This window comes from Anaerocolumna sp. AGMB13020 (assembly GCF_033100115.1).
Classification (GTDB): domain Bacteria; phylum Bacillota; class Clostridia; order Lachnospirales; family Lachnospiraceae; genus Anaerocolumna.
Genome location: NZ_CP136910.1, coordinates 5,019,206 through 5,043,484, shown reverse-complemented (window position 1 = coordinate 5,043,484; position 24,279 = coordinate 5,019,206). Strand labels below are relative to the sequence as shown.

Genomic DNA, 24,279 nt, shown 5'->3' with positions numbered 1-24,279 from the left:
TGCTTCCCGGAAATCAAAAAAAGAATACCGATTATTTATATTAGTTAGAAAAGAAGATTATTCCTTTTATTTTATCAGGGCGGAAATAGCTTTAAAGATATCACTGCCTGCTTTTCTTGTTAATTCGAATAATATGGATTCATAAGTAGCCGCAATGATGCCTTCATATTCATAACGTTTTAGTGCTGCTTCCTTATCTTCGGTTTTTCTTGAACCGATACAATTGGTAACGGCAATTACATTATAACCAGCTGCTCTTAAATCTATGGCAGTTTGCTGCACACAGATATGCGCTTCTGCACCGCACAAAATTATATTTTTCTTTTGCAGTTTATCTATCTCTTCTTTTATCCTGCTATCCTCATAGCAGCTGAAACTTATTTTCTCCAGATACTGAAAGTTATCCACCCTGTCCTTTACTTCCGGTATTGTCATACCCAAACCTCTGGTATACTGCTGTGTCACGAGAAAGGGAATCTGAAGCAGCTTAAAGCCCTCCAGCAGTAGTGTTATATTTCTTACACACGCTTCTCTATCCTTCACTACAGGAACCAGCTTTTCCTGTATATCAACAAGTAGTGCCATTGATTCTTCCGCTAATATTCTCATATCTGTCCATACCTTCCTCCTGCCTGCAACCTTAAGGAGGCAGGCACAAATTTTATTCCTTATCATAAATTACCCATATTATAACAATAGGGAACTGCTGAGACAACTTAAACTTTACAAGCCTTTTCTCTGAGTTTTGGCCTCCATCTTCAGTATTTCTGTAAAGGACCATGCAATTCTGTAATTTTCTGTCGGAAAAACACAACAATTTCTTCTATAAATATAGGAAATAGGGCAAGCTCAGATTCATATGATACATTGTAATAACAAATAGGAGGCTCTTACATGAGTGATTTAACAGCAACTAACTGCGGTTCCGGATGTGGCAATAATAGTTCCTGGATTCTTATTCTCCTTTTACTTTGCTGCTGTGGCGGTGGTGGTAACGGATTCTTTGGTGGCGGCTTTGGTAACAATGGATGCGGATGCGGCGGCAATGACGGATGCGGCTCAATTATTTGGATCATCTTAATCCTTTGCTTATGCGGAAACTCCTTCTAATTATTCTTTATCAGTTAGAAGCTACATCAAACAGAAAAAAGCTGCCTCACGGCAGCTTTTTTTCGTTCTATCTTCTATTCCAGTCCTGTCTTGCATTATGTCTGTTCTGTCTTACTCTTTCATAACAGTCCTGATCTATTTCATAAACTGAATTCCCATCTATAACCAAATCTCTTGATGACTTTTCAACCTTCTCATTCTTCTTGTCTATATATGAATAACCCGGATTAATCCCGTTATCCTGCATACTTTTTGCCTTTTGGTTGTCATTACCTCTGTTTGCATAATAATAATTTGGCATAGTAACCTCCTTGTAAATTATACTATTACATAAGCTGAATTTCAGCCCTTTTATATCAGCGCTGCATTCACTTTATATAGAACGCCCTAAAACAGCCGGGATTATAAAAATTGGATTTTTAAGAATTAATAGATGGATTAAGAATAAAAGACGTTCATCCTGGTACCTCAGGTAAATTATTCTCAAGCTATTTTTTTTACCAATCATTACAATATATGAATTGTATTTTTAAAATGTCCTCAAAAGATATTGATTAACAAATAGTTTTCTTATATACTTATATAAATTCATTAAAGTTTTTTACGTTAACGTGTAAAACTCTAAAACAAAGATAATCTTTATCAGAAATAAAAATATAAATCGGAAAGAGGTTTTATATGGCAGGTTCAACGTTTGGATCCATGTTTCGCATAACTACCTGGGGAGAATCCCACGGTTCAGGAATAGGTGTTGTTATTGATGGCTGTCCCGCAGGACTTCCTCTTGAGGAAGAAACTATTCAGGCTTTTCTTGACAGAAGACGCCCAGGTCAGACCAAATATGCTACCCCAAGAAATGAAGCAGATACCGTTAAGATTTTGTCCGGTGTCTTTGAAGGAAAAACTACTGGCACGCCCATATCCCTGGCTGTTCTCAATACGAATCAGATTTCCATGGATTACTCTGAAATATCCGGCTTTTACCGCCCAGGTCATTCAGATTATACTTATGATTCCAAGTATGGCTTCCGCGATTATAGAGGCGGCGGCAGATCCTCCGGAAGAGAAACGATCGGCAGAGTCGCTGCCGGAGCAATTGCTTCTGCTATTCTGAAGGAGCTTGGTATCAGCCTTTGCGCCTACACCAAATCCATTGGTAACATTAACATAGATTATACCAAATGCAACAGAGATAACATTCCGTTAAGTCCTTTCTTTATGCCGGACCTTGAAGCTTCTGTAGCTGCAGAGGCACTGATGCAGGAGAAAATGGAGGAGCAGAATTCCATAGGCGGTGTAATTGAATGTATCATCTCCGGTGTACCAGCTGGTATCGGAGAGCCGGTCTTTGACAAGCTGGATGCCAACCTTGGAAAAGCTATCCTCTCCATCGGAGCTATAAAAGCAATTGAATTCGGCTCCGGTTTCTCTGCTGCTCAAAAAACCGGTGCACAGAACAATGACCCTTTTATATACACGGAGGATGGAAAGATCAGCAAATTAACAAATAATGCAGGTGGTATCCTAGGCGGTATAAGCGATGGTTCGGAAATTGTATTCCGGGCTGCCGTAAAACCTACAGCCTCTATTGCCCAAACCCAGAGAACGATCAATAAAGCCGGTGAGAATATCAGCATAAACATCAAAGGCCGCCACGATCCGGTTATTGTTCCCCGAGCTGTCGTTGTTGTTGAATCCATGGCAGCCGTTACCTTAGTAGACATGTTGTTTGTAAGTATCACCTCCAGAATGGATTCAATTGTCAAATTTTTCAGATAACAAAAGCATTTTCACACCTCTTTGATTTCACGCGTACAAAAGCACGCAGATGGGAGTAATCTATGAAAAGAAAATTCCTGACTACTCAGGAAATGGTCCAAATTGCACTTTTTACTGCAATCCTTGCGGTACTGTCCCAGATATCCTTTATGCTTCCGGGAGGTATCCCGGTAACTCTTCAGACCTTTGGTATCGTTCTTATTGGTACCATTCTTGGTAAAAAATCAGGTTTCCTGTCCGTTTTCCTTTATCTTCTCATCGGAATGGTTGGTATTCCTGTATTTGCCAACTTCGGCGGAGGTATCGACGCATTGGTCGGACCTACCGGCGGTTATCTGTTCGGTTTCCTTCCCATGGTCTTTCTCACTGGCCTTGGAAGCAGAAAAACTTATCCTATGGGAATTAGCTTCAGTATCATAGGCTTACTGATATGCCATGTTATGGGACTTCTGTTCTATTATCAGATAACCGGTACCTGGTTATTGCCTTCTGTTCCTCTGATGCTGGCAAAAGATCTGGTAACTACCGTTGTTGCCGTTAGCCTTGGAAGAGAAATATATAAGATACTCTCCCGTATGTCCATGGGATTAAACAGATCCTGATTCTTTGTTATTCAGGTCCTTACTTTTTTCGTATTCATAAAATACGCTATCCGAAAGCTTCATAAACCTTAAATATACAGTCTGCTGTTTTATACGCATACAGTATTTGTAAGGGTTTATGAAGCTTTTTTCTGTTACTATTCATTTTCCTGTATAAAAATAAATAAGCCATTGACAGGACATTAATTCTGTGTATAATAATGATTATGCTGTTTAGCAACACTAAACTTTGAGTTTAATTTTATTAAGGAGCACAGGATGAAAATCGGTGAAAAAATCAAGGAACTTCGAGTACAAAAGAATCTGACCCAAGAAGAATTAGCAGACAGGGCGGAGCTCTCAAAGGGCTTTATTTCCCAGGTGGAAAGAGATTTGACCAGCCCGTCCATAGCTACCTTAGTTGATATTTTACAGTGTCTTGGAACCAATCTGGAAGAGTTCTTTTCCGATACTTCAACAGAACAGGTAGTATTTAAGAAAAGTGATTATTTTGAGAAGATAGATCCGGAACTTAAGAACTGTATCCAATGGATTATCCCAAATGCACAAAAGAACATGCTGGAACCCATTCTCCTGACCTTGGAACCTGGAGGTTCCACCTATCCGGACAATCCTCATGAAGGGGAAGAATTCGGATATGTATTAAACGGCAGTATTATTCTTCATATAGGGAACAAAACCTATAAAGCAAAAAAGGGTGAATCCTTTTATTATAAAGCTGGCAAGAATCATTATATTTCTGCTTCCGATAAGCAAGGCGCCAGTCTATTGTGGATATCCACACCACCAAGCTTTTAAGTAAAATCATATGCGTAAATATGTATGATTATATTAAGCTGGTGTGAAATGAACCTTATTTTACAATATACACAGGAGGATTAAACATGTCTGGCGATAAACTTATTGATCTGATAGGCATAACCAAGAAATTTGACAACAATGTTGTTCTGGACAATCTGGACCTTTATATAAAGGAAAATGAATTCCTAACGCTGCTAGGACCCAGCGGCTGCGGTAAGACCACTACTCTACGTATTATTGGAGGATTTGAAAATCCTGACAACGGTAAAGTACTTTTTGACGGCAAAGATATTACCAAATTGCCTCCCAACGAAAGACCGTTAAATACTGTATTTCAGAAGTATGCCCTTTTCCCTCATATGTCTATTTCAGAGAACATTGCCTTTGGATTAAAAATAAAGAAGAAAAGCAAAGCCTACATACAGGATAAGATAAAATATGCCTTAAAGCTGGTTAATCTTGAAGGTTTCGAGAACCGTACACCCGATTCCTTAAGCGGCGGTCAGCAGCAGCGTATAGCTATAGCCAGAGCAATTGTTAATGAACCAAAGGTACTTCTCCTGGATGAACCCTTAGGCGCTTTGGATTTAAAATTACGACAGGATATGCAATACGAGCTTATCCGTCTTAAGAATGAACTGGGAATAACCTTTATCTATGTAACCCACGACCAGGAGGAAGCCCTTACCATGTCCGATACGATCGTAGTCATGAACCAGGGTTATATCCAGCAGGTGGGTACACCGGAAATGATATACAATGAGCCCAAAAATGCCTTTGTAGCAGACTTTATCGGTGAGAGTAATATTCTCTCCTCCACAATGATCGAGGACGGACTTGTAAGTATCCTTGGTTCCAAATTTGCCTGCGTGGACAAGGGCTTTGGAAAGAATCAGCCCGTAGATGTGGTTATCAGACCGGAGGACATCGACCTTGTCAAAGAAACCGAAGGAACTCTTAACGGTGTAGTTACTTCCCTGATCTTTAAGGGCGTTCATTATGAAATGGAGGTTCTTGCAGGCGGACATGAGTGGCTGGTTCACAGTACCGATCTGAGTCCGGTCGGAAGTAATGTAGGGATTAAAGTAGATCCTTTTGATATTCATATTATGAACAAACCTCAATCTGAGGATGAGGAGGCAGTGACATCGGATGAAAACTAAGAAATGGCTCTCCTATCCATATTCACTTTGGATGGGTATATTTGTGATTGTTCCGCTATTTATCATAATATACTATGGATTTACCGCCAAAGAGGGAGGTCTTACCTTAAGTAATCTGGCACTGATTATGGACCCTATTAATTTGAAAGCCCTGTGGCTTTCCCTTGAGCTGTCCATTATCAGTACGGTGATATGCCTTATCCTTGCTTATCCGCTCTCCCTGATACTGCATGGTATGAAATTAAAAAATAATTCCTTTATTATTATGATATTTATACTTCCTATGTGGATGAACTTTCTGCTCAGAACACTGGCCTGGCAGAATATACTGGAGAAAACGGGTGTTATCAATACCCTGCTTAAGTTTTTCCATCTGCCCGCACTGGATTTGATCAATACCCCGGGAGCAATTATATTCGGTATGGTTTATAATTTTCTTCCCTTTATGATACTGCCTATTTATAATTCCCTGGCAAAGATAAGTGATGATTATGTCAATGCAGCCAGAGATTTAGGTGCTAATTCCTTTGTAACTTTTATAAAAATCATACTGCCTATGACTTTGCCCGGTGTTGTCAGCGGTATAACCATGGTTTTTGTGCCTTCCCTCACCACCTTTGTTATTTCAGACATCCTGGGCGGCAGCAAGGTAGTGCTAATCGGAAATATCATAGAACAGCAATTTAAGACGGTTAATAACTGGCATACCGGTTCCGGTCTTTCTCTGGTTCTGATGGTATTCATCTTCTTAAGTATGGCTGTCCTTGCCAAATATGACAAAGAATCGGAGGGCACGAAGATATGATAAAGAAATTTCTGTCCCGATTTTATTTAGGGCTAATCCTTTTATTTTTATATGCACCCATCTTTATATTGATCGTTTTGTCCTTTAACAAGTCAAAATCCCGTTCCAAATGGGGTGGCTTTACCTTAAGCTGGTATAACAGTCTGTTTCAGGATCAAGCCATTATGGAGGCACTGACAAATACCTTGATCATAGCATTTCTATCTGCCCTGATTGCTGCTATAATCGGAACTTGTGCCTGCCTAGCCATCAATAACATGAGAAAGGTGCCAAGAACAATCTTACTTGGTATCTCCAACATCCCCATGATGAATGCAGATATCGTTACCGGTATATCCTTAATGCTTCTGTTTATTGCATTAAGCTATCCCTTAAGTTTTTCCAGCGTATTGCTTTCCCATATAACCTTTAATATTCCTTACGTTATATTAAGCGTTATGCCAAGGCTTGCCAGACAGAATGTCAGTCTTTACGAAGCAGCACTGGATCTTGGGGCAACCAAATCCTATGCCTTCTTTAAGATTATACTTCCAGATATTTTCCCTGGTATATTTTCAGGCTTCTTATTAGCCTTTACCATGTCACTGGACGATTTCGTAATAACCTACTTTACCAATGGTGCTGGTGTTGATACCTTATCGACCATTATTTATACGGAAGTACGCAAGGGAATTAAACCTGAAATGTATGCTTTATCCACTCTGCTGTTTGTAAGTATTCTGATTCTGCTGGTTTTAATCAATCGCAAAAATGACAGGGATAATACAGGAAAAGCTCCTGGCAAAGCATAATAATTGCTGCCAATCTATATAACACATTAAAGTAGAAAAGAGTGAAAGAAAATTATAAATTGAAAGGATGCCACATCGAGATTCTTTCACTCCTTATTATTTGTGGCAGTATCGCAGCCAGCCTGCGATATGCAATGGTATAAACAATGAAAAGAATGCTATCACTGCTTCTTCTGTGCACACTGATCTTAACAGGAACTGCGACTCTGACTGGCTGTTCAAGCGGAGGCGGAGAAAAAATCTATGTTTACAACTGGGGCGAGTACATTGATCCCGATGTAGTAGACCTCTTTGAAAAGGAAACGGGAATCAAGGTTGTTTTGAAATACTTCGAACAGAATGAGGATATGTATCCGGTAATCAAAAATGGTTCCGTCAAATATGATGTGGTATGTCCTTCAGACTATATGATTCAAAAGATGATCGAGGAAGATTTACTTGCTGAAATCAATTATGACAATGTACCCAATATCTCCAATATTGATCCGGCTTATCTAAAAAGTGCTGCGGAGTTCGATCCCGGAAATAAATACAGTGTACCTTATTGCTGGGGAACAGTGGGTCTATTGTATAACAAAACTATGATCAAGGAACCCATTGACAGCTGGGCTGCTCTCTTTGATAAAGATTTCATTGAGAGAAATGGTTACAACGGTGACATCCTTATGATTAACAGTGTAAGAGATGCATTTGCCATTGCTTTAAGTTACCTCGGTTACTCCATAAATACTACCGATGAAGCACAGTTAGAGGAAGCAAAGGCATTGTTGCAATCTCAGAAACCAATGGTTGATGCTTATGTAGTAGATCAGGTAAGAGATAAAATGATTGGTGGAGACAATCCAATTGGTGTAATCTACTCCGGAGAAGCTATCTTTACCCAAAGAGAGAATCCTGACCTGGAATATGTTGTCCCAAAAGAAGGCTCCAATGTATGGATCGACGGCTGGGTAATACCCAAGAATGCACCAAACAAAGAATATGCCGAGAAGTGGATTAACTTTATGTGCGAACCGGAAATTGCATTAAAGAATTTCGAATATATAACTTACTCCACACCAAACAAAGCCGCCAGAGAATTAATCCAGGACGAAGCAATCAAAAACAGTACCGTTGCTTTTCCTTCTACTGATGTTCTGGATCGCTGCTCCACCTATCATTATCTTGGTGAAGATATGGACGCTCTCTATATTCAGAAATGGAATGAAGTAAAATCTACGCAGTAGGTAAATATTAATAACGAATCCCCCTACCCTACTTCCAATTAATAAAAACTCTGTGTCAAAAGTTAGAAATGTGTTCACACCCCAACTATTTGTACAGAACCCTAAAAAAGGGCAAATGAATGAAAAATATCTCATTCCTTTGTCCTTTTTTTATTTACAGACATTGATACTTCATAATTTTATTCAACAAATGTATTATTCCCAATCGATTTCAGGCAAATTGTGCAAACCAGAAGAATGAATGCGCCTATGGAAAGGTATTAGAAGCCCTTTTCTCTGGATATTTTGTGCTATCTTCTAAAACAGATTGTTTGAGCGAAGCGAGTTATCTGTTTTAGAAGATGTCAAGCACAAAAAATCCAGAGAATTAGGACTTCTTATACCTTGAAATCGAAGCATGAGTTCTTCTGGTTTGCGCAATTTTGCCGTCCCCTTGTGAAAAACCCACCCTTTTGCCACTCAAATCATTTTAAACACAGGAGGAATCACAAAAATACTACAATTGAGTTATTTATTCCTTTACAATATTCCTATCCTCACCCTTTAAGAATGCTTTCATATTCTCATATACTTCAGCCACACATCTTCTCCTGGCCTCAACCGTAGCCCAGGCTATATGCGGAGTTATTATAAGCTTTTTGCTGTCCTGAATAGCAAGAAGAGGATTATCCGCAGCCATTGGCTCCTGTCTTAAAACATCAAGCCCAGCACCCGCAATCCAGTTATTCGATAAGGCTTTACTGAGAGCGGCTTCATCAACAATAGGTCCTCTTCCAAGATTTAATAGCAGAGCAGTGGATTTCATCTTATTAAGGGCTTCTTCTCCAATGAGATTTTCAGTTTCCTTATTAAGCGGTGCATGAATTGAAATAATATCGGCTTCTTTTAGCAAAGTGTCAAAATCAACTCTCTCATATTCCTCATTCTGATTCCTGCCGGAGGTTGAGTAATAGATTACTTTGCAGCCGAAAGCTTTGGCAATGGAGGCAACTCCTTTACCGATATTGCCCAAGCCTATTATTCCCCAGGTCTTTCCATACAGTTCATTGAATTTCTCATCAAAACAGCTGAAGATATCACTGCTTACATATCCGCCGGATTTGACAAAGTGGTCATAATGACTTAACTTCTCATAAAGGTAAAATAAAAGAGCAAAGGTATGCTGTACTACAGACTGTGTGGAATATCCCTTTACATTTGCTACTGCAATTCCTCTGCCATTCACATAAGGAAAATCAACAATATTGGTTCCGGTGCCTGTAATACATATAAGCTTTAGATTAACAGCAGCTCTAAGGTTCTCTTCATTCATTGGAATCTTATTGACAACAAGGATGTCTGCTTCCTTGATTCTCTCACTATTCAGCAAAGGCTCACTTTTATTATATTTCGTTACCTTTCCTAAGGTTTCAAAGACTGATAAATCAACGTCATCGCCTAAGGTATCTGTTTCCAAAAAAATTATATTCATATTCAAACAGCCTTTCCTTCAAATTAAAGTTATCGTACTCTTTCAGGCAGGCCAATCTTTTTTTGAACCTTACGAAGTGTTTTCGTTGCAAAATAGTTGGCTTTATCGCTGTTTTCTTTTATGATTCCGTCAATATAGGCTTTATCCTTTGATAATTCATCCATTCTCAGATGGATGGGCACCAAAACACTGTTAACGGCCTCTCCTACAGCAAGTTTGAACTCTCCATAACCTTTGCCGTCAAATTCTCTTTCAACTTCTCCAGATGTTTTATTCGTAACTGCGGAGTAGATATCAATAAGATTCTTGATTCCCGGTTTCTCTTCGGTATAGCGTATTTCATTATCAGAATCGGTTACAGCTCTCTTAAACTTACGAATAACTGTATCCGGATCGTCCATCAGATAAATGGTAGCATTAACATTCTCATCGGACTTGGACATTTTCTTATCCGGCTCCTGAAGACTCATGATTTTGGCACCTACCTTACCAATATAAGGCTCAGGAATGGTAAATACATCTCCGTATACCCCATTGAAACGTTCGGCGATATCTCTGGTTATTTCAAGATGCTGTTTCTGGTCTGCACCTACAGGTACTACATCCGTCTGGAACAACAGGATATCAGCAGCCATAAGTACAGGATAGGTGAAAAGTCCGGCATTTATATTGTCGGCGTGTTTTGCTGACTTATCTTTAAACTGTGTCATACGGTTTAATTCTCCCATATAAGTAAAGCAGTTTAAGATCCAGCTTAGTTCTGCATGGCCGGACACATGTGACTGATAATAAATGCAGTTCTTAACGGGATCCAGACCGGCAGCAATATAAAGGCTTAGAAGCGTTCTCGCTCTCTTACGAAGTTCTGCCGGGTCCTGTCTTACTGTTAAGGAATGCAGATCAACCACACAATTAAAGCACTGGTAACTATCATCATTATTCAAATCAATCCAATTCTTTAGAGCTCCCATATAATTTCCCAGGGTAATATTCCCCGTTGCCTGCATTCCGCTAAATAGTACTTTTTTTCCGTCTAACATTGATTTTTACCTCCGCTTACTTTTCATTCTCTAAAAATTTCTTACTACGAAAGAACAAGAGTCCGACTTTCCTGACTCATGGGCTGAAACGCAGTCATCCTAGCGACACATTTCCTTAGGTGTGACATGTGGCACTTCTTCTGGTAGTCCTTTTTTATATAATGGGTGTTATTCCTTTACCATGCACTATTCCTATTACTCAGTATCATTCCCATTACCAAGGTACTGTTACCATTACCAAGTGCTTTTCCCATTACAAGGTGCTATCCCCATTATTAGGTGCTAATTCTCTAACAAAAAAAGACCTCTGCCACAGAATACTACTCTCGTAATATCACTGGGACAAAAGTCATGTTCACTTCTGCGGTACCACCCGGTTTGGCGCATAAGCGCCCACTCAATCCATATACTGTAATATATGCTTCATTGATAACGGCTGAAGACCCCGTCGGGCATTACTTGGAATAATTCCTTTCCTCCCGAGCCTATAAGTCCATTCATACAGATTCTGCTACTGTCTTCCACCCTGCGACAGCTCTCTGATAACAAATCTTCTGCTTACTACTCTTAATCATCGGCTTTTTGTTTTTCTATATTTAGTATACTCCATGAAGCAATCCAAAGTCAATATCAAATATTGCTCAGCAGCTCTGCAAAACTATCGATTGCTTTGTCGTATTCCTTCACATCGCCAAAACCGTATCTTGCATAAATAAACGGTATTTCCGCTTTCTTTGCAGCTAACTGGTCTCCTTCTGTATCTCCAAGGTATACTGGTGATTGCAGATGGTTTCTCTCTATAACAAGTCTAATGTTTTCAGCTTTTAATTTACCACTTCGGCCGGGATATTCAAAATCCTCAAAGATATCCCATAAGTTATGAGCATTTAAAAAACACTGGATATAACCTTCCTCACAATTGCTTACAATAAACAGTTTATATTTCTTTTTAAGCTCTTTTAAGGTACTGATTAGTCCAGGGTACAGGATACCTCCGTCCTTCTCAAGGTAAGGACATTGTTTGATAACGCTCTCTCTCATAATAGTAAGAGCAGTCTCTGTCTCTGCACTGGGAAGCAACTTGACTGCTATTTCTTCTAAAGGCCGTCCATATAAAGATTTTAATTTATCGGCTGTTATAACATCCTTAACGTCACTGTATTTTGCTGCTTCAGCCTGCCATACTACTGCTGCTCCATCCGTTGCATCCCATAGTGTTCCATCTAGATCAAATATTATACTGTCCGTCATAATGCTCTCCTTTAAACTATTGCTGCCTTTCAAAGAGAAAGGCCTTTCTGGGTAGTAAAATACATTGTATTCCTAATTCTTCTACAGAAGCAGTATCAAAAGTAATCCTATGATATCCCTGTTAATTTATTATATCTGATAAAACTGTTGTAGTATACTACTTTTTCTTAAGTGTGGTAATGCAACACCAATGTAAAGATAATTTTTTACTTTTAACTGTATCTTATCTATGTTATAATAAGTCAAAATTATTTACTGAAGGAGAGTATGTTATGGAGCAGATTGCAAGCTTTACAATAGACCACCTGAGATTACTGCCGGGTATCTACGTATCAAGAAAAGATAATGCTGGTGACACGATCCTTACCACTTTCGATATACGTATGACCCGACCCAATTTTGAACCGGTAATGAATACTGCCGAGATTCATACCATCGAGCATCTGGGTGCAACGTTTTTAAGAAATCATCCTGAATATACGGATAAAACCATATATTTTGGACCTATGGGCTGTCGTACAGGATTCTATCTGATACTGGCAGGGGATTATGCTTCAAGAGATGTAGTCCCATTGATTACGGAAATGTTTACCTTCGTACGTGATTTTACAGGCGAGGTTCCAGGAGCAGCCGCTTTTAACTGTGGTAATTACCTAGATATGAACTTGAATATGGCAAAATATCTTGCTAATAAATTTTTACAGGAAATATTAAACGGTATTACAGAGGAACACCTTAACTATCCAGAATGATAAATACAAATGGGCCGATGCCAGGTTATTTATATGCCATGGCATCAGCCCTTTTAAATTTATTCACTTGATTGGGATTATTTATAAATTCCAAAAGTTCTGTTGACATCTTGCACATAAATAATTCCATTACCAGGCTCATCTATTTTCAAATCATTTTTTATGGAATTAACAATTGCTTCTGTATCAGCGGCCTCGGATAGAATCAATACAATTTCTTTTTCTGGTTCAATATCCATAGAAAACAGCCTGCTGGTCTCATGAATTCCTGAGCCTCTTCCATTGATAATTGTTCCCCCTTTAGACCCTGCCTTTGTTGCAGCATCGATAACTTTCTCTGCATTACCTTTTTCAACTATAGTTGTAATTATATGATACATTGTATTACTCACACCTCTTTCATTTTCCATATTGTTGCAGGAACAGCTTCTGGATCCTACGGCAGCACTAATAGATGTTGTAAATGCGATTCCATGATTCGGCTTATCGAATTTATATTCTTTATTCATTATTTCCAAAGAACGTTGGGCAGTTTCGCTGTCAGCTAATAGTAAAACCACCTCTTTACGCACATCTGATAACCCCAGGTAATCCCATATCGTATTACTCGCAGTACCATGAGCTAACAGTACTGTTCCCCCCGAGATGCCATTCTCTTTCGCTGTCTTTAATAATTTACTACCCATTCCTAAATTAACAATGATACGTATCAATTCTATATTAACATTTTTAATACCCATTATCATTCACTCCTTTTTGATTTTAATTTAAATATAAAACCTAGTATCTGCAATGCAATTAAAGGAGTCATAGCAACCATTGCAATCATTCCAAATCCATCAACCAAAACATCAGCACCTTCGATTGCTTCTGCCGCACCTTGTGCATAAGCAAGAATGAAAGTAGCCGTCATAGGTCCAGAGGCAACTCCTCCGGAATCAAAAGCAATACCTACAAATAGTTTCGGTACAAAATAACTCATTGCAATTGATATTATATACCCTGGCAAGATATATTGCCATAGCTGTAATTCAGGAATAAGTATGCGTATCATGGATAATGCCACCGCCATTCCTACTCCAAGGGAAAGGGTTATCATAACGACACTTCTCTTTACATATCCGCTTGTTACATCCTCAATCTGATGTGTCAGTACATAAACAGCCGGCTCTGCCAAAATAGTTACAATACCTAACACAAATCCGATTACTACAACATATGCTTTGTTATCTAAAGATGCAATACTATATCCTACGACAGTTCCAACATTCATGAAACCTGCATTTACTCCTACCAGAAACATAACAAGCCCAATTAGCGTAAACAATATACCAAAAAGAATCTTTCTTACTTCTTTTTTAGATAGTCCGAAATGTTTTTTTTGAAAAATAAGAAAAATCACCAGAATAGGTAAAAGTGCAATAAAAATTTCTAAACCTACCTTTGGGAATTCATGTATAAAAGGATAAAATATTGAATCCGAAATAGTTTCCTGCTTAAGACTGCCTGTTATCTTATCTGTTTTTGACAATATACTCATTATCATTACAGAAATAATTGCACCGGTAGAAGCGATTGCTACCAGTCCAAAACTATCTTTTTCAGAAGCTTTGCTATCTTTTTTTAATTTGGATACACCGATTGCCAGAGATAATATGAATGGAACTGTCAAAGCTCCTGTAGTTGCCCCAGAAGCATCAAAAGATATGGCTAAAAACTCTCTAGAAGTAAAGATGCCGAGAATTAAGATAATACCATACAAAACAGTCAACAATTTATAAAGAGGAAAATTATATACAATTCTTATTAAACCTACCGAAAGAAGTATGGCTATTCCTATTGAGACAATAAAAACGATACTATTTTTTGATATCAGTCCCAAAGTTACCTGATCTATCTGTCCTGCTAAAATCTGAAGGTCAGGTTCTGCGATAGATACAATAAAACCTAACACTAGACCTGCAATTGCAACAACCCAAAGCTTATTGCTTTTTGTAATTGCACTACCCATGTTATTACCTATCGGTGTAATACCAGTATCTACTCCAATAAGAAAGATTGTCAGGCCTAAAATTACAAATACTGCTCCTATTAAAAATCTAATCATTATAGGTGTTTCAATGGGTGTTAAAGTAAAGTTAAGTAATACGACTATTGCTGTTATGGGTAAGACCGATGTTAGTACTTCTTTAAATTTTTCAATAAATACACTCAAATACTTGTCTTCCTTTCTATATTAAAATTACTGTTTCATGAACCCCTTTCTTTAAACCTATATAAGTTGATTGCATACTTATATACTTTTATATTATTATTTTTGCTGATGAGATCAGGTCTTTTTCAAGAATTTCCAATGCGATATTTCACCCTCTAATAATTCATTAAACTCAAACATATCGAAGTTCCTTATAACACCATTCTCAACAACATTGCTTATATTATTGTATTATGGATGAATTCCTCTGTCAAGGAAAGTAACTTAATTTCTGTATGGTGTAATAATGTCTTGTAAAATCCATTATTTTCGTACTTTTTAATGCATTATTAGGATATTGCATCTTTTCTATAGGCATGATAAAATTATCAAAATGTATAACTAATGATTTTTCTTCATAAATACTCACACATACCGGAGGTAATGACTTGCTAAAGACAATAAAAAGTAAACTAATTTTTCTTATTATGAGCATTCTTATTATGCTAATGATCCTCAGTTTTTATTTCATACATACAATGAAAACTATCAATCTAAAACTTCAGAGTACGAATAATGAACTGCTGCCTGGCATCGTTCTATCAGAAGATCTTAACACAATGACCTCTAATTATAGAATTCAGGAATATAATCATATTCTTAACAATGTATTAGCCTCCAAACTCGAACTGGAAAAAGATCTAAATGCAAGAAAAGACATCATAAATAGTAAATTAGAAGAATACAGACAGTATATACATACCTCTGATTATGAAATTCTATATAATCAAATTATCACAAGTTGGAATAGTTATATAGCCCTCCATGATAAGACAATAAGTTTTAGCAGAAATCTCGATACTGATTCAGCCCTTGAAATGATGAACAATGATACAAAAACAGCCTTTGATACAATATCCGCCCTTTTATCAAAACTGGTTGATTATAGTAAGAATACTGCCGCCACTGAATTGAAATCAAGCAATGAACTTTACCAAAATGCAACAAGAAACAGTATGATTATTGTTCTTGCCCTTTCTGTTGTAAGCCTTCTTATGATGACCGTTATTATCAATTCCATTCTGAAACCAATGAACTTATTAAAATCAGAACTAAATACCCTTGCGGAACAGGGTGGTGATTTAACCAAAACAATACATATTAAAACGAAAGACGAAATCAGCCAGCTGTCAATCAGCATAAATAAATTCATCGGAAATATTAGGGAAATCATTGAGAATGTCAGCCACTATTCTGCCAGCACAGATTATCTGGTAGTAGAAGTTCAATCAAATATGTTATCCTTAAGCAATACCATTGAAGACATCTCAGCTACTACAGAGGAATTGTCAGCAGGAATGGAAGAAACAGCCGCCTCCGGCGAAGAAATGACCAGCTCGGCGATGGATATAGAGAATACCGTTCATGCCATAGCCACCAAAACCGCTGAAGGTGCTGAGAAAGTGAATGAAATCAGCACCCGGGCAGCGGATGTAAAGTCCCATATCATACTATCTCAGGAGCGAACCTATAAACTGCTGGAAGAGGTCAATGGCAAATTAAGACTTTCCATCGAGGAATCTAAGATTGTACAACAGATCAATGTATTATCAGAATCTATTATGCAGATTACCAATCAAACCAACCTTCTGGCATTAAATGCCGCTATTGAAGCTGCCAGGGCCGGGGAAGCCGGGAAAGGCTTTTCTGTTGTTGCCGAGGAGATACGAAAGCTGGCGGAGGAATCCAAAAATGCGGTAAAAGAAATTCAAGGTATAACAGATAAGGTGACCATGTCTGTTGATAATCTGGCCGTGAACTCCAACTCTCTGCTGACCTTTATGGATATAAACGTACGCAATGACTACACTTCTTTTCTTGATATCATGGAGAAGTACAGTGAAGATGCTTCTTTTGTTGATACTTTAGTGAAGGATTTCTACCAGGCCGCCAGTAACCTTTCAGAAAACGTAAGCCATATGCTCGAAACCATTGACGGTGTTTCCGCTGCCTCCAGTGAAGGTGCAAAAGGCACTGCTGAAATAGCTTACAAGGTAACCGATATTAATAGTATGTCTGGGGAGGTCTTGAATAAAGTAAATGCTTCCAGAGACAACATGCAAAGCTTACAGCAGGAAATCTCTAAGTTCACTACCTAGAGCCTGCTTGAACAATTTTATCGAACTGGTATTTTACCCCAGGTAGCTTCCTGATTTTCATTATATGTATGATAATCAGGAAGCTTTTTCTTATCTTTTTTTTACTTCTCTGCTTGTCTGAAACAGCATCCCCTGTGGTTATATTTTTCCTGTATTTGAATATAGTATAATGATAAACAAGAAATGGAGAAGCTATGGAAGGTTACGGTATGACTAATTCTTTTAACAACGAGGATGCTGATAATGTTAACAATCCAAATACAGCAGGCAGTGCATCATCTCCTGAAAATAATACCATTAACTCTGTTGGGAATTACAATACCGGAAATCATGGTAGCGGATATCCATACGGATATTTTAACGGAGCTGTAAACCCTGCTGCATCTGGTTTTAAGAATACCTCCGCATATAATAATAACTCGGCCGGTAATAATGCATCAGATAATATTTCTGCTGACGATGGTACCTATGACAGTAATAATGCTTATAACAATGGCTTTGATTTTACATATCAGGATAATTCCGAAAGCACAGAAAGTCGTTCACAACCTGGGGCTGCTGACTTTGATTCTACTGCTTCTAATGATTCCCACGAACCTGATTCCGAAGAGATACCACCTAACGAAAATAGTTTAAAGCATATGCTGGATATCATGAAGGCTGCATTTCCGCATCTTGATAATGAAACACAGGAATCTGCAAGTCTGATTATACAGACCACTGAGCTCATGGACACCCTCCAATCAGTCAGAAGCAAAGACCGTGTTTCTGCCTTTAGCTTTCAAAAGCAGAACATTGATATCGTCGCATTATTGAACAGCATCCGAAAGGTTTGTTATGCAAGAGAAAGACAGATTATTGACAGTATTTTGAACATCATGAATATGAAAAGTATGTTTGAAACCTACTCTGCACTTTCCAGTATGATGGCTTCCCAGGCTGAGACTACCGATAACAGTACTGAAAATAAAACGAACAGCGCTGAAGCAAACAATGGCTTTGGTTCAGGGCTAAACCCTAATATGATGGAGCTTCTTAGTACTATGCTGTCACCAGAGCAAAAAGGTACTTTTGATAATTTAAGCATGATGTTTAATATGATGCAGGAAAACTAATATTATGGAGGTATAGGTATGAATAATTTAAATTGGATGAATCATCCGGCAATGAAAAACATTGACCCCAGAAAAATGGCTATATTAATTGATCTTTCCAAAGAAGCTGAGGGCAAATCCCAGGATAAGGTTGTTCCTCTGTTGGTAAAAGCAAATACCCAGCTAAAGGCAATGAATTTAACGTTTACCAAAGAAGAAAATGACCTACTGGTGGAAATCCTGACACAAGACATGTCCCCTGCCGACAAGCAAAAAGTAGAAATGATCAAAAAGATGTCTAAAAACTTCCGTTAAGCTATAAAAGCCTGAAGACTTCCAGGAATCTTTCCTTTCCGTCTTCAGGCTTTTATTTTATTTCATTTTTACACCATATCAGTTCTCCCAGTAAAGTCAATGGATATCTCTATCAAGTGAGGTTAAACACTTTATTTAGTTTGTTACAGAACCAACTGGAGCTGCTGCCGTGAGATAAAAATAACAGGTAACAGTAATTTCCTTGCCCTCCGGCAAATCCAAGCTGTAAGTTATTTCATAAGTTTTATCATCGATATAGGCAATACCCACCATTAACTGGTCTGTACACTCTATACCGTCTTCCCTGTAAGCTTTTGCATTAGCAAGGGCAGAGATGTCATCCATCGTGGCATCTGCAGGTAAATCATATCTGTTAGCTGCACCTTCTATTCGCACATCTTTAAAATAAGTATACTGGACCGTTTCTTTCGTAACGTTACCAAATTTATCGGCAACTTCATAATTTACGAAATATCCATAGTCTTCAATTGGCTGGACTGTAATCTTGATATCTTTTTGGGTAAGGGCTGTATAATTATCAGCTACTGATACACCTTCTTTTGCAAGCTTAAGAATCTCTTTATCACCAGCTGCAAGCTGTTCTTTTGTAATTGTCCGATGCTTGACACCTGTTAATACCGGTGCTTCATTATCTACGAATACAGTCGCAACAGCCTTGGCTGTTTTATTATTTTCTGCCTTTACACTGTAAGCAAGTTTATAGGAGCCATCCTCTGTTTTGGTGATTGTTACTTTTATATCCTTTACCGAAAGCTTCTTAACGGAGAGATATGCAGATACTCCTTTTAGTGCATAAGCTCTGTTAATAACCGTATCCGTACTTTCAATTTTGTCTGCAACACCTTTGATTTCGGGAGCATCTTTGCTCTGCTTAACTGTAATGGTTGCTGTTTTTGTTGTTTCTTTTCCCAGCAGATCTTTTATCGTATAGCTGACTTTGTACTTTCCGGCTTTATAGGTGTCAATCTTACCAACGGTCTTAATATCCTTTGTTATATCTGTTCCTGTAATAGAAACAGCCTTAATTCCCTCTTTCAGATCAACTTTGGAGCCCCATTCAACAGATTTACTCTTAACTCCAGTAATAACCGGACCTTTCTTGTTATAAGGGTTATTGACATCCGGATCTGTAGGGTCCCAGCCAGTACCTACTGGAAGTTTTGCAGCAACGGGTTTACCCAAAGGTCCCGGATCCTTCCCGTTATAGATCTCAACGGTAGTACCTACAGCACAATTATCATAAATCCATTTGGCATCCTCAACGGTTAAGCGTACGCAGCCATGAGAAGCTGTTGTACCCAGTTTGTTATATTGGGTTGCAGAAAGTGTTGATGCATCCATTTTGTAATACCAAACGGAATGGAATAAGATACCTCTTACGATTCTTGTTGAATACTGCCCCCATACATCTCCCATAAGAAGTTTCCATCTGTACTTAATCGGAGTCTTAAAGACACCTAATGGAGTATCAGCTCCCACTGAGCATACCATTGCGCGTACTGGTACCGTATATTTTCCATTTTCATCTTTTTCGTATACTGTAACAACATTTTGTTGTTTATTAACCTTTATATAGTACGGATAATCAACTCTCGCTTCCGCCCGTACTCCATTTGTAAATAGACCTATTAAAAGTGATGCAATGCTTAAGATAACAATCTTTCGTATTGTTTTCAATGAATATGTCATGAATTACCTCATTCCTCCATATGTCTCATACGCATCAATAAAATTAGATGCGAAAGATTAGCCTAATTATAAGCGATTCTGACTCCTTTCCTTTAATCGACTGCCATTAATTGGCACAATCGGGTACTGCTAACATAAGCAAAGTTTGTGTTAATCATATGGCAAAACTGTTTCAAATCTATTAAGACGAGAACTGGGATTGGTACAGGTTATAGTAGAATCCTTTTTCTGCAAGGAGCTCCTTATGATTTCCCTGTTCTACAATATTTCCGTTATTCAGTACAAGAATGGTATCAGCTTCTTTTATGGTAGATAAACGATGTGCGATTACGAAGCTTGTTCTTCCTTCCATCATCTTTAAGAAAGCTTCCTGTATCTTGATTTCGGTTCTGGTATCAATACTGCTGGTCGCTTCGTCCAGAATCAGCATAGGAGGATCTATGATAAGTACTCTGGCTATCGTAAGCAGCTGTTTCTGACCCTGGGAAAGGTTTCTACCATCTTCTTCAATAACCGTATCATAACCTTCAGGCAGCCTCATAATAAATCCATGTGCCTTCACTGCTTTGGCAGCCTCTACAATTTTCTCCTGGGTTACATCCGTAAGCCCATAGGCTATATTTTCTGCTATGGTACCACTGGTAAGCCAACTCTCCTGTAAAACCATGCCAATGGATTTACGAAGATTATCCTTATCCATATGGCTGATGTCCTTACCGTCAAGAAAGATCTTCCCGCTATTTAATTCATAGAAACGCATTAACAGATTTACCAGGGTGGTCTTTCCAGAACCTGTAGGACCAACAATTGCAACCATGCTACCCTTTTCCACTTTCAGGTTGAAATTCTGAATTAAAGGAACTTCTTTCTTATAGGAGAAATAAACATTGGAGAATTCCACATTTCCCTGGCAATCCTTTAATTCCACCACCGGTTCCGCTGCAGTAACCTCTTCCTCCTCATCCATAAGTGCAAAAATTCTGTCAGCGGAAGCAAAAGCAGCCTGTATCTGTGATGCCACTGCCGTAATTTCATTGATAGGTTTTGCAAACTGGTTTGAGTAAGTTAAGAAACTTGCAATATTACCCACAGACAGGTTACCTGCCAGGCTTAAGAGTCCACCCATAACGGTTACCATGACATAAGCAATATTATTTACAAGTCTTGTAGTAGGATTGGTTAAAGAAGAATACCACTGTGCCTTCTGACCGGCTTCATAAAGACTGCTGTTCATAGCCCCGAAGCTCTCCATGGCTTTGTTTTCATAACCAAAGGCCATAACCAGTTTCTGATTCTCTATGATTTCTTCTGCATATCCATTAAGCTCCCCTGTCAGTCTGGACTGCTTGGCAAACATCAGCCTGGAGTGCTTTGCAATAAAAGAAGCGATAAAGAAACATAAAGGTGTTACTATTATAACTGCCAAAGTAATTACCGGGCTTATAATCATCATAAAGATAAAACTTCCGATAATTATTACCACAGAAGTCATAATCTGTGTTATTCCCTGAAATAAGCCATCCGTGATGGCATCGATATCATTGGTAAGCCTGCTGATGACATCTCCATGGGAATGTCTGTCGTAATAGTTTACAGGTAATCTGTTCAGCTTATAGAAGGCATCTTTACGCAATTCCCTTACAGTATTGTTCGCTGCTATATTACTGATTACCGACATCAGCCATTGGAAAAAGCTGCTTATCACATATAAGATTGCCAAAAGCAGAAGAATGTTACGCAGGCCGCCAAAATCAACGTTTCCGATTCCAATAATTTGATCGATTGCTTTTCCCATCAGCAGCGGTGTAAATACCGCCATGGTATTTCCAAGTAAGGAGAAAAGAAACGCGACTACCAGAAGCTTCTTACTTTTACCAATATAGCCCCATAATCTATTTATTGTTGTTTTCTTCAAATTAATAACCATGCCTTTCTCACAGCCGGTTAACTTTGGACCACCGGTGCAAAGTTCCCTGTGAATTGTTTTTTCCTACCAATACCTACCACCTCTGCCGGGAGGCAGGTACTGCCCCTGCAAATAATCAGATTTTTCGGTACGAGGTCATGCGGTCTCATTAACCCCTGCCACTTCCTGGGAGCGACAGATTTCCTGATATACTTCACAGGTTCTCAGCAGTTCTTCATGAGTTCCCAGCCCCACAGTTTCTCCTTCGTTAAGTACCAGTATGGAATCACAATTTCTTAGAGTGCTCGCTCGTTGGGATATAATGATTACGGTGGTATTTTTTGCTTTTTCCTTCAGGGCTTTTCGAAGAGCCGCATCCGTGGCATAATCCAATGCACTGAAACTATCGTCTAATATTAATATTTCCGGTTTCTTTACCAGCGCTCTGGCTATGGCAAGTCTCTGTCTTTGTCCGCCCGAGACATTTACTCCTCCTCTTCTGATGGGAGTATCATACCCTTCCGGAAGTTTGTTGATGAATTCCTCTGCCTGGGCAATTTCAGCTGCCTTCTTAAGTTCTTCATAGGGAGCATTCTCCTTGCCCCAGCGCAGGTTATCCGCTATCGTTCCAGTTATTAATACTGATTTTTGCGGCACCAGACCGATAATCTCCCGTAATTTTTTAAGATTATAGTTCTTAACTTCTTTGCCGAAAACTTTAACGCTGCCCTTCTGATTATCATAAAATCTCGGTATGAGGTTGATTACCGTAGATTTACCGGAACCGGTACCTCCGATGATACCAAAGGATTCCCCTTTCATAATGCGGAAGGATATATCTGAAAGCGCATAACTGCTTGTATCTTTTATATTATCCGGGTTCTCTTTATATGCAAAAAATACTGAATTAAATTCAACTGCCGGTATCCTTTCATCAACGACCAGCTCCTGACTCTTTTCAGGATTTGTAATACTGGTCTGTGTTCCAAGAACCTCATTAATTCTTCCTGCACTGGCATAGGCTTTTGTAAAGATTACAACCAGATTGGAGATAACAATCATTGCAGCTAATATCTGTGTTACATAACCTACAATTGCAATTACCTCACCGGTTTCCATTAGCCCGTTATTTACCCTTACCGCTCCTGCCCATATGATGGCCACAATGGCAAAATTAAGTACAACACTTGTCAGTGGATTCAGCATGGCTGATATTTTTCCTACTTTAACGGCATTAACGGCATATTCATTGTTAATCCTGTCAAAGCGTTCTTTCTCTCTGTCTTTTCTGGCAAAAGCTCTGATTACTCTGACGCCGCTTAAATTCTCCCTTAATTTCAAAGATATCTCATCCAGTTTCTTCTGTACGTTTCCATATAAAGGTATTGATCTTTTCATGGTATAATACAGAATCAGTATGAACACTGGTATTACAATAAGTAAGATAAGGGACAAGCTGACATCCAGTACAAAGGACATTATAAGCCCGCCGATGCACAAAAAGGGTGCTCGGATTACCAGTCGTATGAACATTGCCACTGCCAGCTGAATCTGGTTTACATCATTGGTTATACGATTTACCAAAGAAGAGGTTCCGAATTTGTCCTGTTCCTTTCCTGAAAGTGTTTCCATATGCTTAAATAAAGCATTTCTTATATCAGTACCCATACCCTGGGACACTAACGACGCACTGTACTGACAGATAAGAGCACAGACTACTCCGACTATTGCAGTTATGAGCATGATCATGCCCATTTTCCATACATAAGCTTTATCTCCGTTCTTAAGACCCACATCAATAACCTTGGACATAAAAAAAGGAAGAAGCAGCTCTAAGATTGCTTCCATTAATTTAAAAGCAGGTCCTATTATGAGAAGCTTTTTGTACGGCCTGAAAAAATGTTTGATATTTCCCATATACTACCTCATTTCTTTGTTCTCGCTATGGTGTGTTTGAATGCCGGGAATCGGGGCAATCAGAACGTTACAATGAATTTTCAGACACACCTTAAATTGGCTTATACAGCATATTATGCAGAAACTACCTTATCGTAGTTCTAATATTCTGCCAACTAATGATTGCTTTTAAACAAACATAAACTAAATTATA

General features: G+C 38.6%; 22 protein-coding genes and 1 other annotated feature. Of the genes, 12 read left to right on the top strand and 10 right to left on the bottom strand.

The features are described 5' to 3' along the window. Window positions 1-66 precede the first annotated feature (66 nt). On the bottom strand, window positions 67-675 hold the full coding sequence (locus R2R35_RS21260; RefSeq protein ID WP_317731871.1) for a hydrolase: 609 nt from the start codon (window positions 673-675) through the stop codon (window positions 67-69). Between the two features lie 219 nt (window positions 676-894). Here R2R35_RS21260 and R2R35_RS21255 point away from each other — a divergent pair, with 219 nt between their 5' ends. Beyond that, window positions 895-1,110: a chorion class high-cysteine HCB protein 13 gene (locus R2R35_RS21255; protein WP_317731870.1), complete on the top strand. Its 216-nt coding sequence runs from the start codon at window positions 895-897 to the stop codon at window positions 1,108-1,110. A 67-nt stretch (window positions 1,111-1,177) separates the two neighbouring features. Here the strand turns inward: R2R35_RS21255 and R2R35_RS21250 are convergent, their stop codons facing one another. Beyond that, the gene (locus tag R2R35_RS21250) at window positions 1,178-1,411 is read right to left on the bottom strand and encodes a hypothetical protein (protein ID WP_317731869.1); all 234 of its coding nucleotides are present in this window, start codon (window positions 1,409-1,411) and stop codon (window positions 1,178-1,180) included. A gap of 377 nt (window positions 1,412-1,788) precedes the next feature. On the opposite strand from R2R35_RS21250, the gene aroC reads away from it, so the two are divergent. From aroC to R2R35_RS21215, 7 genes are all read left to right on the top strand, one after another. Further along, entirely contained in the window at window positions 1,789-2,889 is a 1,101-nt protein-coding gene (aroC, locus tag R2R35_RS21245) for a chorismate synthase (protein WP_317731868.1), read from the top strand. Between the two features lie 62 nt (window positions 2,890-2,951). Continuing rightward, window positions 2,952-3,491: a biotin transporter BioY gene (locus R2R35_RS21240; RefSeq protein WP_317731867.1), complete on the top strand. Its 540-nt coding sequence runs from the start codon at window positions 2,952-2,954 to the stop codon at window positions 3,489-3,491. A 258-nt stretch (window positions 3,492-3,749) separates the two neighbouring features. Then, entirely contained in the window at window positions 3,750-4,289 is a 540-nt protein-coding gene (locus R2R35_RS21235; protein ID WP_317731866.1) for a cupin domain-containing protein, read from the top strand. An 86-nt stretch (window positions 4,290-4,375) separates the two neighbouring features. Continuing rightward, on the top strand, window positions 4,376-5,455 hold the full coding sequence (gene potA, locus R2R35_RS21230) for a spermidine/putrescine ABC transporter ATP-binding protein (protein ID WP_317731865.1): 1,080 nt from the start codon (window positions 4,376-4,378) through the stop codon (window positions 5,453-5,455). Continuing rightward, window positions 5,445-6,260, top strand: coding sequence for an ABC transporter permease (locus R2R35_RS21225; protein ID WP_317731864.1), 816 nt, complete (start codon window positions 5,445-5,447; stop codon window positions 6,258-6,260). The genes potA and R2R35_RS21225 overlap by 11 nt, the downstream gene beginning before the upstream one ends. Next, window positions 6,257-7,051: an ABC transporter permease gene (locus tag R2R35_RS21220; protein WP_317731863.1), complete on the top strand. Its 795-nt coding sequence runs from the start codon at window positions 6,257-6,259 to the stop codon at window positions 7,049-7,051. Before R2R35_RS21225 ends, R2R35_RS21220 begins: the two co-directional genes overlap by 4 nt. 146 nt (window positions 7,052-7,197) lie before the next feature. Continuing rightward, window positions 7,198-8,277 (top strand): ABC transporter substrate-binding protein, encoded by a 1,080-nt coding sequence (locus R2R35_RS21215; RefSeq protein ID WP_331670170.1) that lies wholly within the window; start codon window positions 7,198-7,200, stop codon window positions 8,275-8,277. A 511-nt stretch (window positions 8,278-8,788) separates the two neighbouring features. Here R2R35_RS21215 and R2R35_RS21210 read toward each other — a convergent pair. From R2R35_RS21210 to R2R35_RS21200, 3 genes are all read right to left on the bottom strand, one after another. Then, window positions 8,789-9,748: a D-2-hydroxyacid dehydrogenase gene (locus R2R35_RS21210; RefSeq protein WP_317731862.1), complete on the bottom strand. Its 960-nt coding sequence runs from the start codon at window positions 9,746-9,748 to the stop codon at window positions 8,789-8,791. A 29-nt stretch (window positions 9,749-9,777) separates the two neighbouring features. Beyond that, the gene (gene trpS / locus R2R35_RS21205) at window positions 9,778-10,788 is read right to left on the bottom strand and encodes a tryptophan--tRNA ligase (RefSeq protein WP_317731861.1); all 1,011 of its coding nucleotides are present in this window, start codon (window positions 10,786-10,788) and stop codon (window positions 9,778-9,780) included. 335 nt (window positions 10,789-11,123) lie between these two features. Then, window positions 11,124-11,372, bottom strand: a binding site (T-box leader). Window positions 11,373-11,418: 46 nt separating this feature from the next. After that, on the bottom strand, window positions 11,419-12,039 hold the full coding sequence (locus R2R35_RS21200) for an HAD family hydrolase (protein WP_317731860.1): 621 nt from the start codon (window positions 12,037-12,039) through the stop codon (window positions 11,419-11,421). Between the two features lie 272 nt (window positions 12,040-12,311). Between R2R35_RS21200 and R2R35_RS21195 the strand changes: the two genes are divergently transcribed. Beyond that, entirely contained in the window at window positions 12,312-12,791 is a 480-nt protein-coding gene (locus R2R35_RS21195) for an S-ribosylhomocysteine lyase (protein ID WP_317731859.1), read from the top strand. Between the two features lie 77 nt (window positions 12,792-12,868). Here R2R35_RS21195 and R2R35_RS21190 read toward each other — a convergent pair whose 3' ends face one another. Both R2R35_RS21190 and R2R35_RS21185 read right to left on the bottom strand, forming a co-directional pair. Then, window positions 12,869-13,531 (bottom strand): P-II family nitrogen regulator, encoded by a 663-nt coding sequence (locus tag R2R35_RS21190; RefSeq protein ID WP_317731858.1) that lies wholly within the window; start codon window positions 13,529-13,531, stop codon window positions 12,869-12,871. Window positions 13,532-13,533: 2 nt separating this feature from the next. Continuing rightward, window positions 13,534-15,006, bottom strand: a complete 1,473-nt coding sequence (locus tag R2R35_RS21185; RefSeq protein WP_317731857.1) for a DUF1538 domain-containing protein — start codon at window positions 15,004-15,006, stop codon at window positions 13,534-13,536. A 428-nt stretch (window positions 15,007-15,434) separates the two neighbouring features. On the opposite strand from R2R35_RS21185, the gene R2R35_RS21180 reads away from it, so the two are divergent. The 3 genes from R2R35_RS21180 to R2R35_RS21170 all read left to right on the top strand — a co-directional run bounded on the left by R2R35_RS21180 (window position 15,435) and on the right by R2R35_RS21170 (window position 18,553). Next, window positions 15,435-17,144 (top strand): methyl-accepting chemotaxis protein, encoded by a 1,710-nt coding sequence (locus R2R35_RS21180; RefSeq protein ID WP_317731856.1) that lies wholly within the window; start codon window positions 15,435-15,437, stop codon window positions 17,142-17,144. Window positions 17,145-17,353: 209 nt separating this feature from the next. Then, on the top strand, window positions 17,354-18,259 hold the full coding sequence (locus tag R2R35_RS21175) for a hypothetical protein (RefSeq protein WP_317731855.1): 906 nt from the start codon (window positions 17,354-17,356) through the stop codon (window positions 18,257-18,259). Between the two features lie 18 nt (window positions 18,260-18,277). Further along, window positions 18,278-18,553: a hypothetical protein gene (locus tag R2R35_RS21170; protein WP_317731854.1), complete on the top strand. Its 276-nt coding sequence runs from the start codon at window positions 18,278-18,280 to the stop codon at window positions 18,551-18,553. Window positions 18,554-18,688: 135 nt separating this feature from the next. Here R2R35_RS21170 and R2R35_RS21165 read toward each other — a convergent pair whose 3' ends face one another. The 3 genes from R2R35_RS21165 to R2R35_RS21155 all read right to left on the bottom strand — a co-directional run bounded on the left by R2R35_RS21165 (window position 18,689) and on the right by R2R35_RS21155 (window position 24,086). Continuing rightward, window positions 18,689-20,263, bottom strand: coding sequence for a L,D-transpeptidase family protein (locus R2R35_RS21165; RefSeq protein WP_317731853.1), 1,575 nt, complete (start codon window positions 20,261-20,263; stop codon window positions 18,689-18,691). A gap of 181 nt (window positions 20,264-20,444) precedes the next feature. Next, window positions 20,445-22,190, bottom strand: coding sequence for an ABC transporter ATP-binding protein (locus R2R35_RS21160; RefSeq protein WP_331670169.1), 1,746 nt, complete (start codon window positions 22,188-22,190; stop codon window positions 20,445-20,447). 135 nt (window positions 22,191-22,325) lie between these two features. Then, window positions 22,326-24,086, bottom strand: a complete 1,761-nt coding sequence (locus R2R35_RS21155; RefSeq protein ID WP_317731852.1) for an ABC transporter ATP-binding protein — start codon at window positions 24,084-24,086, stop codon at window positions 22,326-22,328. Between the last annotated feature and the right edge of the window lie 193 nt (window positions 24,087-24,279).

Excerpts from the sequence above, each read along its gene's own strand:
- R2R35_RS21240 (WP_317731867.1), top strand. The coding sequence starts at position 2,952 with ATGAAAAGAAAATTCCTGACTACTCAGGAAATGGTCCAAATTGCACTT.
- R2R35_RS21210 (WP_317731862.1), bottom strand. The coding sequence starts at position 9,748 with ATGAATATAATTTTTTTGGAAACAGATACCTTAGGCGATGACGTTGAT.
- R2R35_RS21215 (WP_331670170.1), top strand. The coding sequence starts at position 7,198 with ATGAAAAGAATGCTATCACTGCTTCTTCTGTGCACACTGATCTTAACA.
- R2R35_RS21225 (WP_317731864.1), top strand. The coding sequence starts at position 5,445 with ATGAAAACTAAGAAATGGCTCTCCTATCCATATTCACTTTGGATGGGT.
- R2R35_RS21160 (WP_331670169.1), bottom strand. The coding sequence starts at position 22,190 with ATGGTTATTAATTTGAAGAAAACAACAATAAATAGATTATGGGGCTAT.
- R2R35_RS21250 (WP_317731869.1), bottom strand. The coding sequence starts at position 1,411 with ATGCCAAATTATTATTATGCAAACAGAGGTAATGACAACCAAAAGGCA.
- R2R35_RS21175 (WP_317731855.1), top strand. The coding sequence starts at position 17,354 with ATGACTAATTCTTTTAACAACGAGGATGCTGATAATGTTAACAATCCA.
- R2R35_RS21155 (WP_317731852.1), bottom strand. The coding sequence starts at position 24,086 with ATGGGAAATATCAAACATTTTTTCAGGCCGTACAAAAAGCTTCTCATA.
- R2R35_RS21170 (WP_317731854.1), top strand. The coding sequence starts at position 18,278 with ATGAATAATTTAAATTGGATGAATCATCCGGCAATGAAAAACATTGAC.
- R2R35_RS21195 (WP_317731859.1), top strand. The coding sequence starts at position 12,312 with ATGGAGCAGATTGCAAGCTTTACAATAGACCACCTGAGATTACTGCCG.
- R2R35_RS21235 (WP_317731866.1), top strand. The coding sequence starts at position 3,750 with ATGAAAATCGGTGAAAAAATCAAGGAACTTCGAGTACAAAAGAATCTG.
- trpS (WP_317731861.1), bottom strand. The coding sequence starts at position 10,788 with ATGTTAGACGGAAAAAAAGTACTATTTAGCGGAATGCAGGCAACGGGG.
- R2R35_RS21220 (WP_317731863.1), top strand. The coding sequence starts at position 6,257 with ATGATAAAGAAATTTCTGTCCCGATTTTATTTAGGGCTAATCCTTTTA.
- R2R35_RS21255 (WP_317731870.1), top strand. The coding sequence starts at position 895 with ATGAGTGATTTAACAGCAACTAACTGCGGTTCCGGATGTGGCAATAAT.
- potA (WP_317731865.1), top strand. The coding sequence starts at position 4,376 with ATGTCTGGCGATAAACTTATTGATCTGATAGGCATAACCAAGAAATTT.
- R2R35_RS21190 (WP_317731858.1), bottom strand. The coding sequence starts at position 13,531 with ATGGGTATTAAAAATGTTAATATAGAATTGATACGTATCATTGTTAAT.
- aroC (WP_317731868.1), top strand. The coding sequence starts at position 1,789 with ATGGCAGGTTCAACGTTTGGATCCATGTTTCGCATAACTACCTGGGGA.
- R2R35_RS21200 (WP_317731860.1), bottom strand. The coding sequence starts at position 12,039 with ATGACGGACAGTATAATATTTGATCTAGATGGAACACTATGGGATGCA.
- R2R35_RS21260 (WP_317731871.1), bottom strand. The coding sequence starts at position 675 with ATGATAAGGAATAAAATTTGTGCCTGCCTCCTTAAGGTTGCAGGCAGG.
- R2R35_RS21165 (WP_317731853.1), bottom strand. The coding sequence starts at position 20,263 with ATGACATATTCATTGAAAACAATACGAAAGATTGTTATCTTAAGCATT.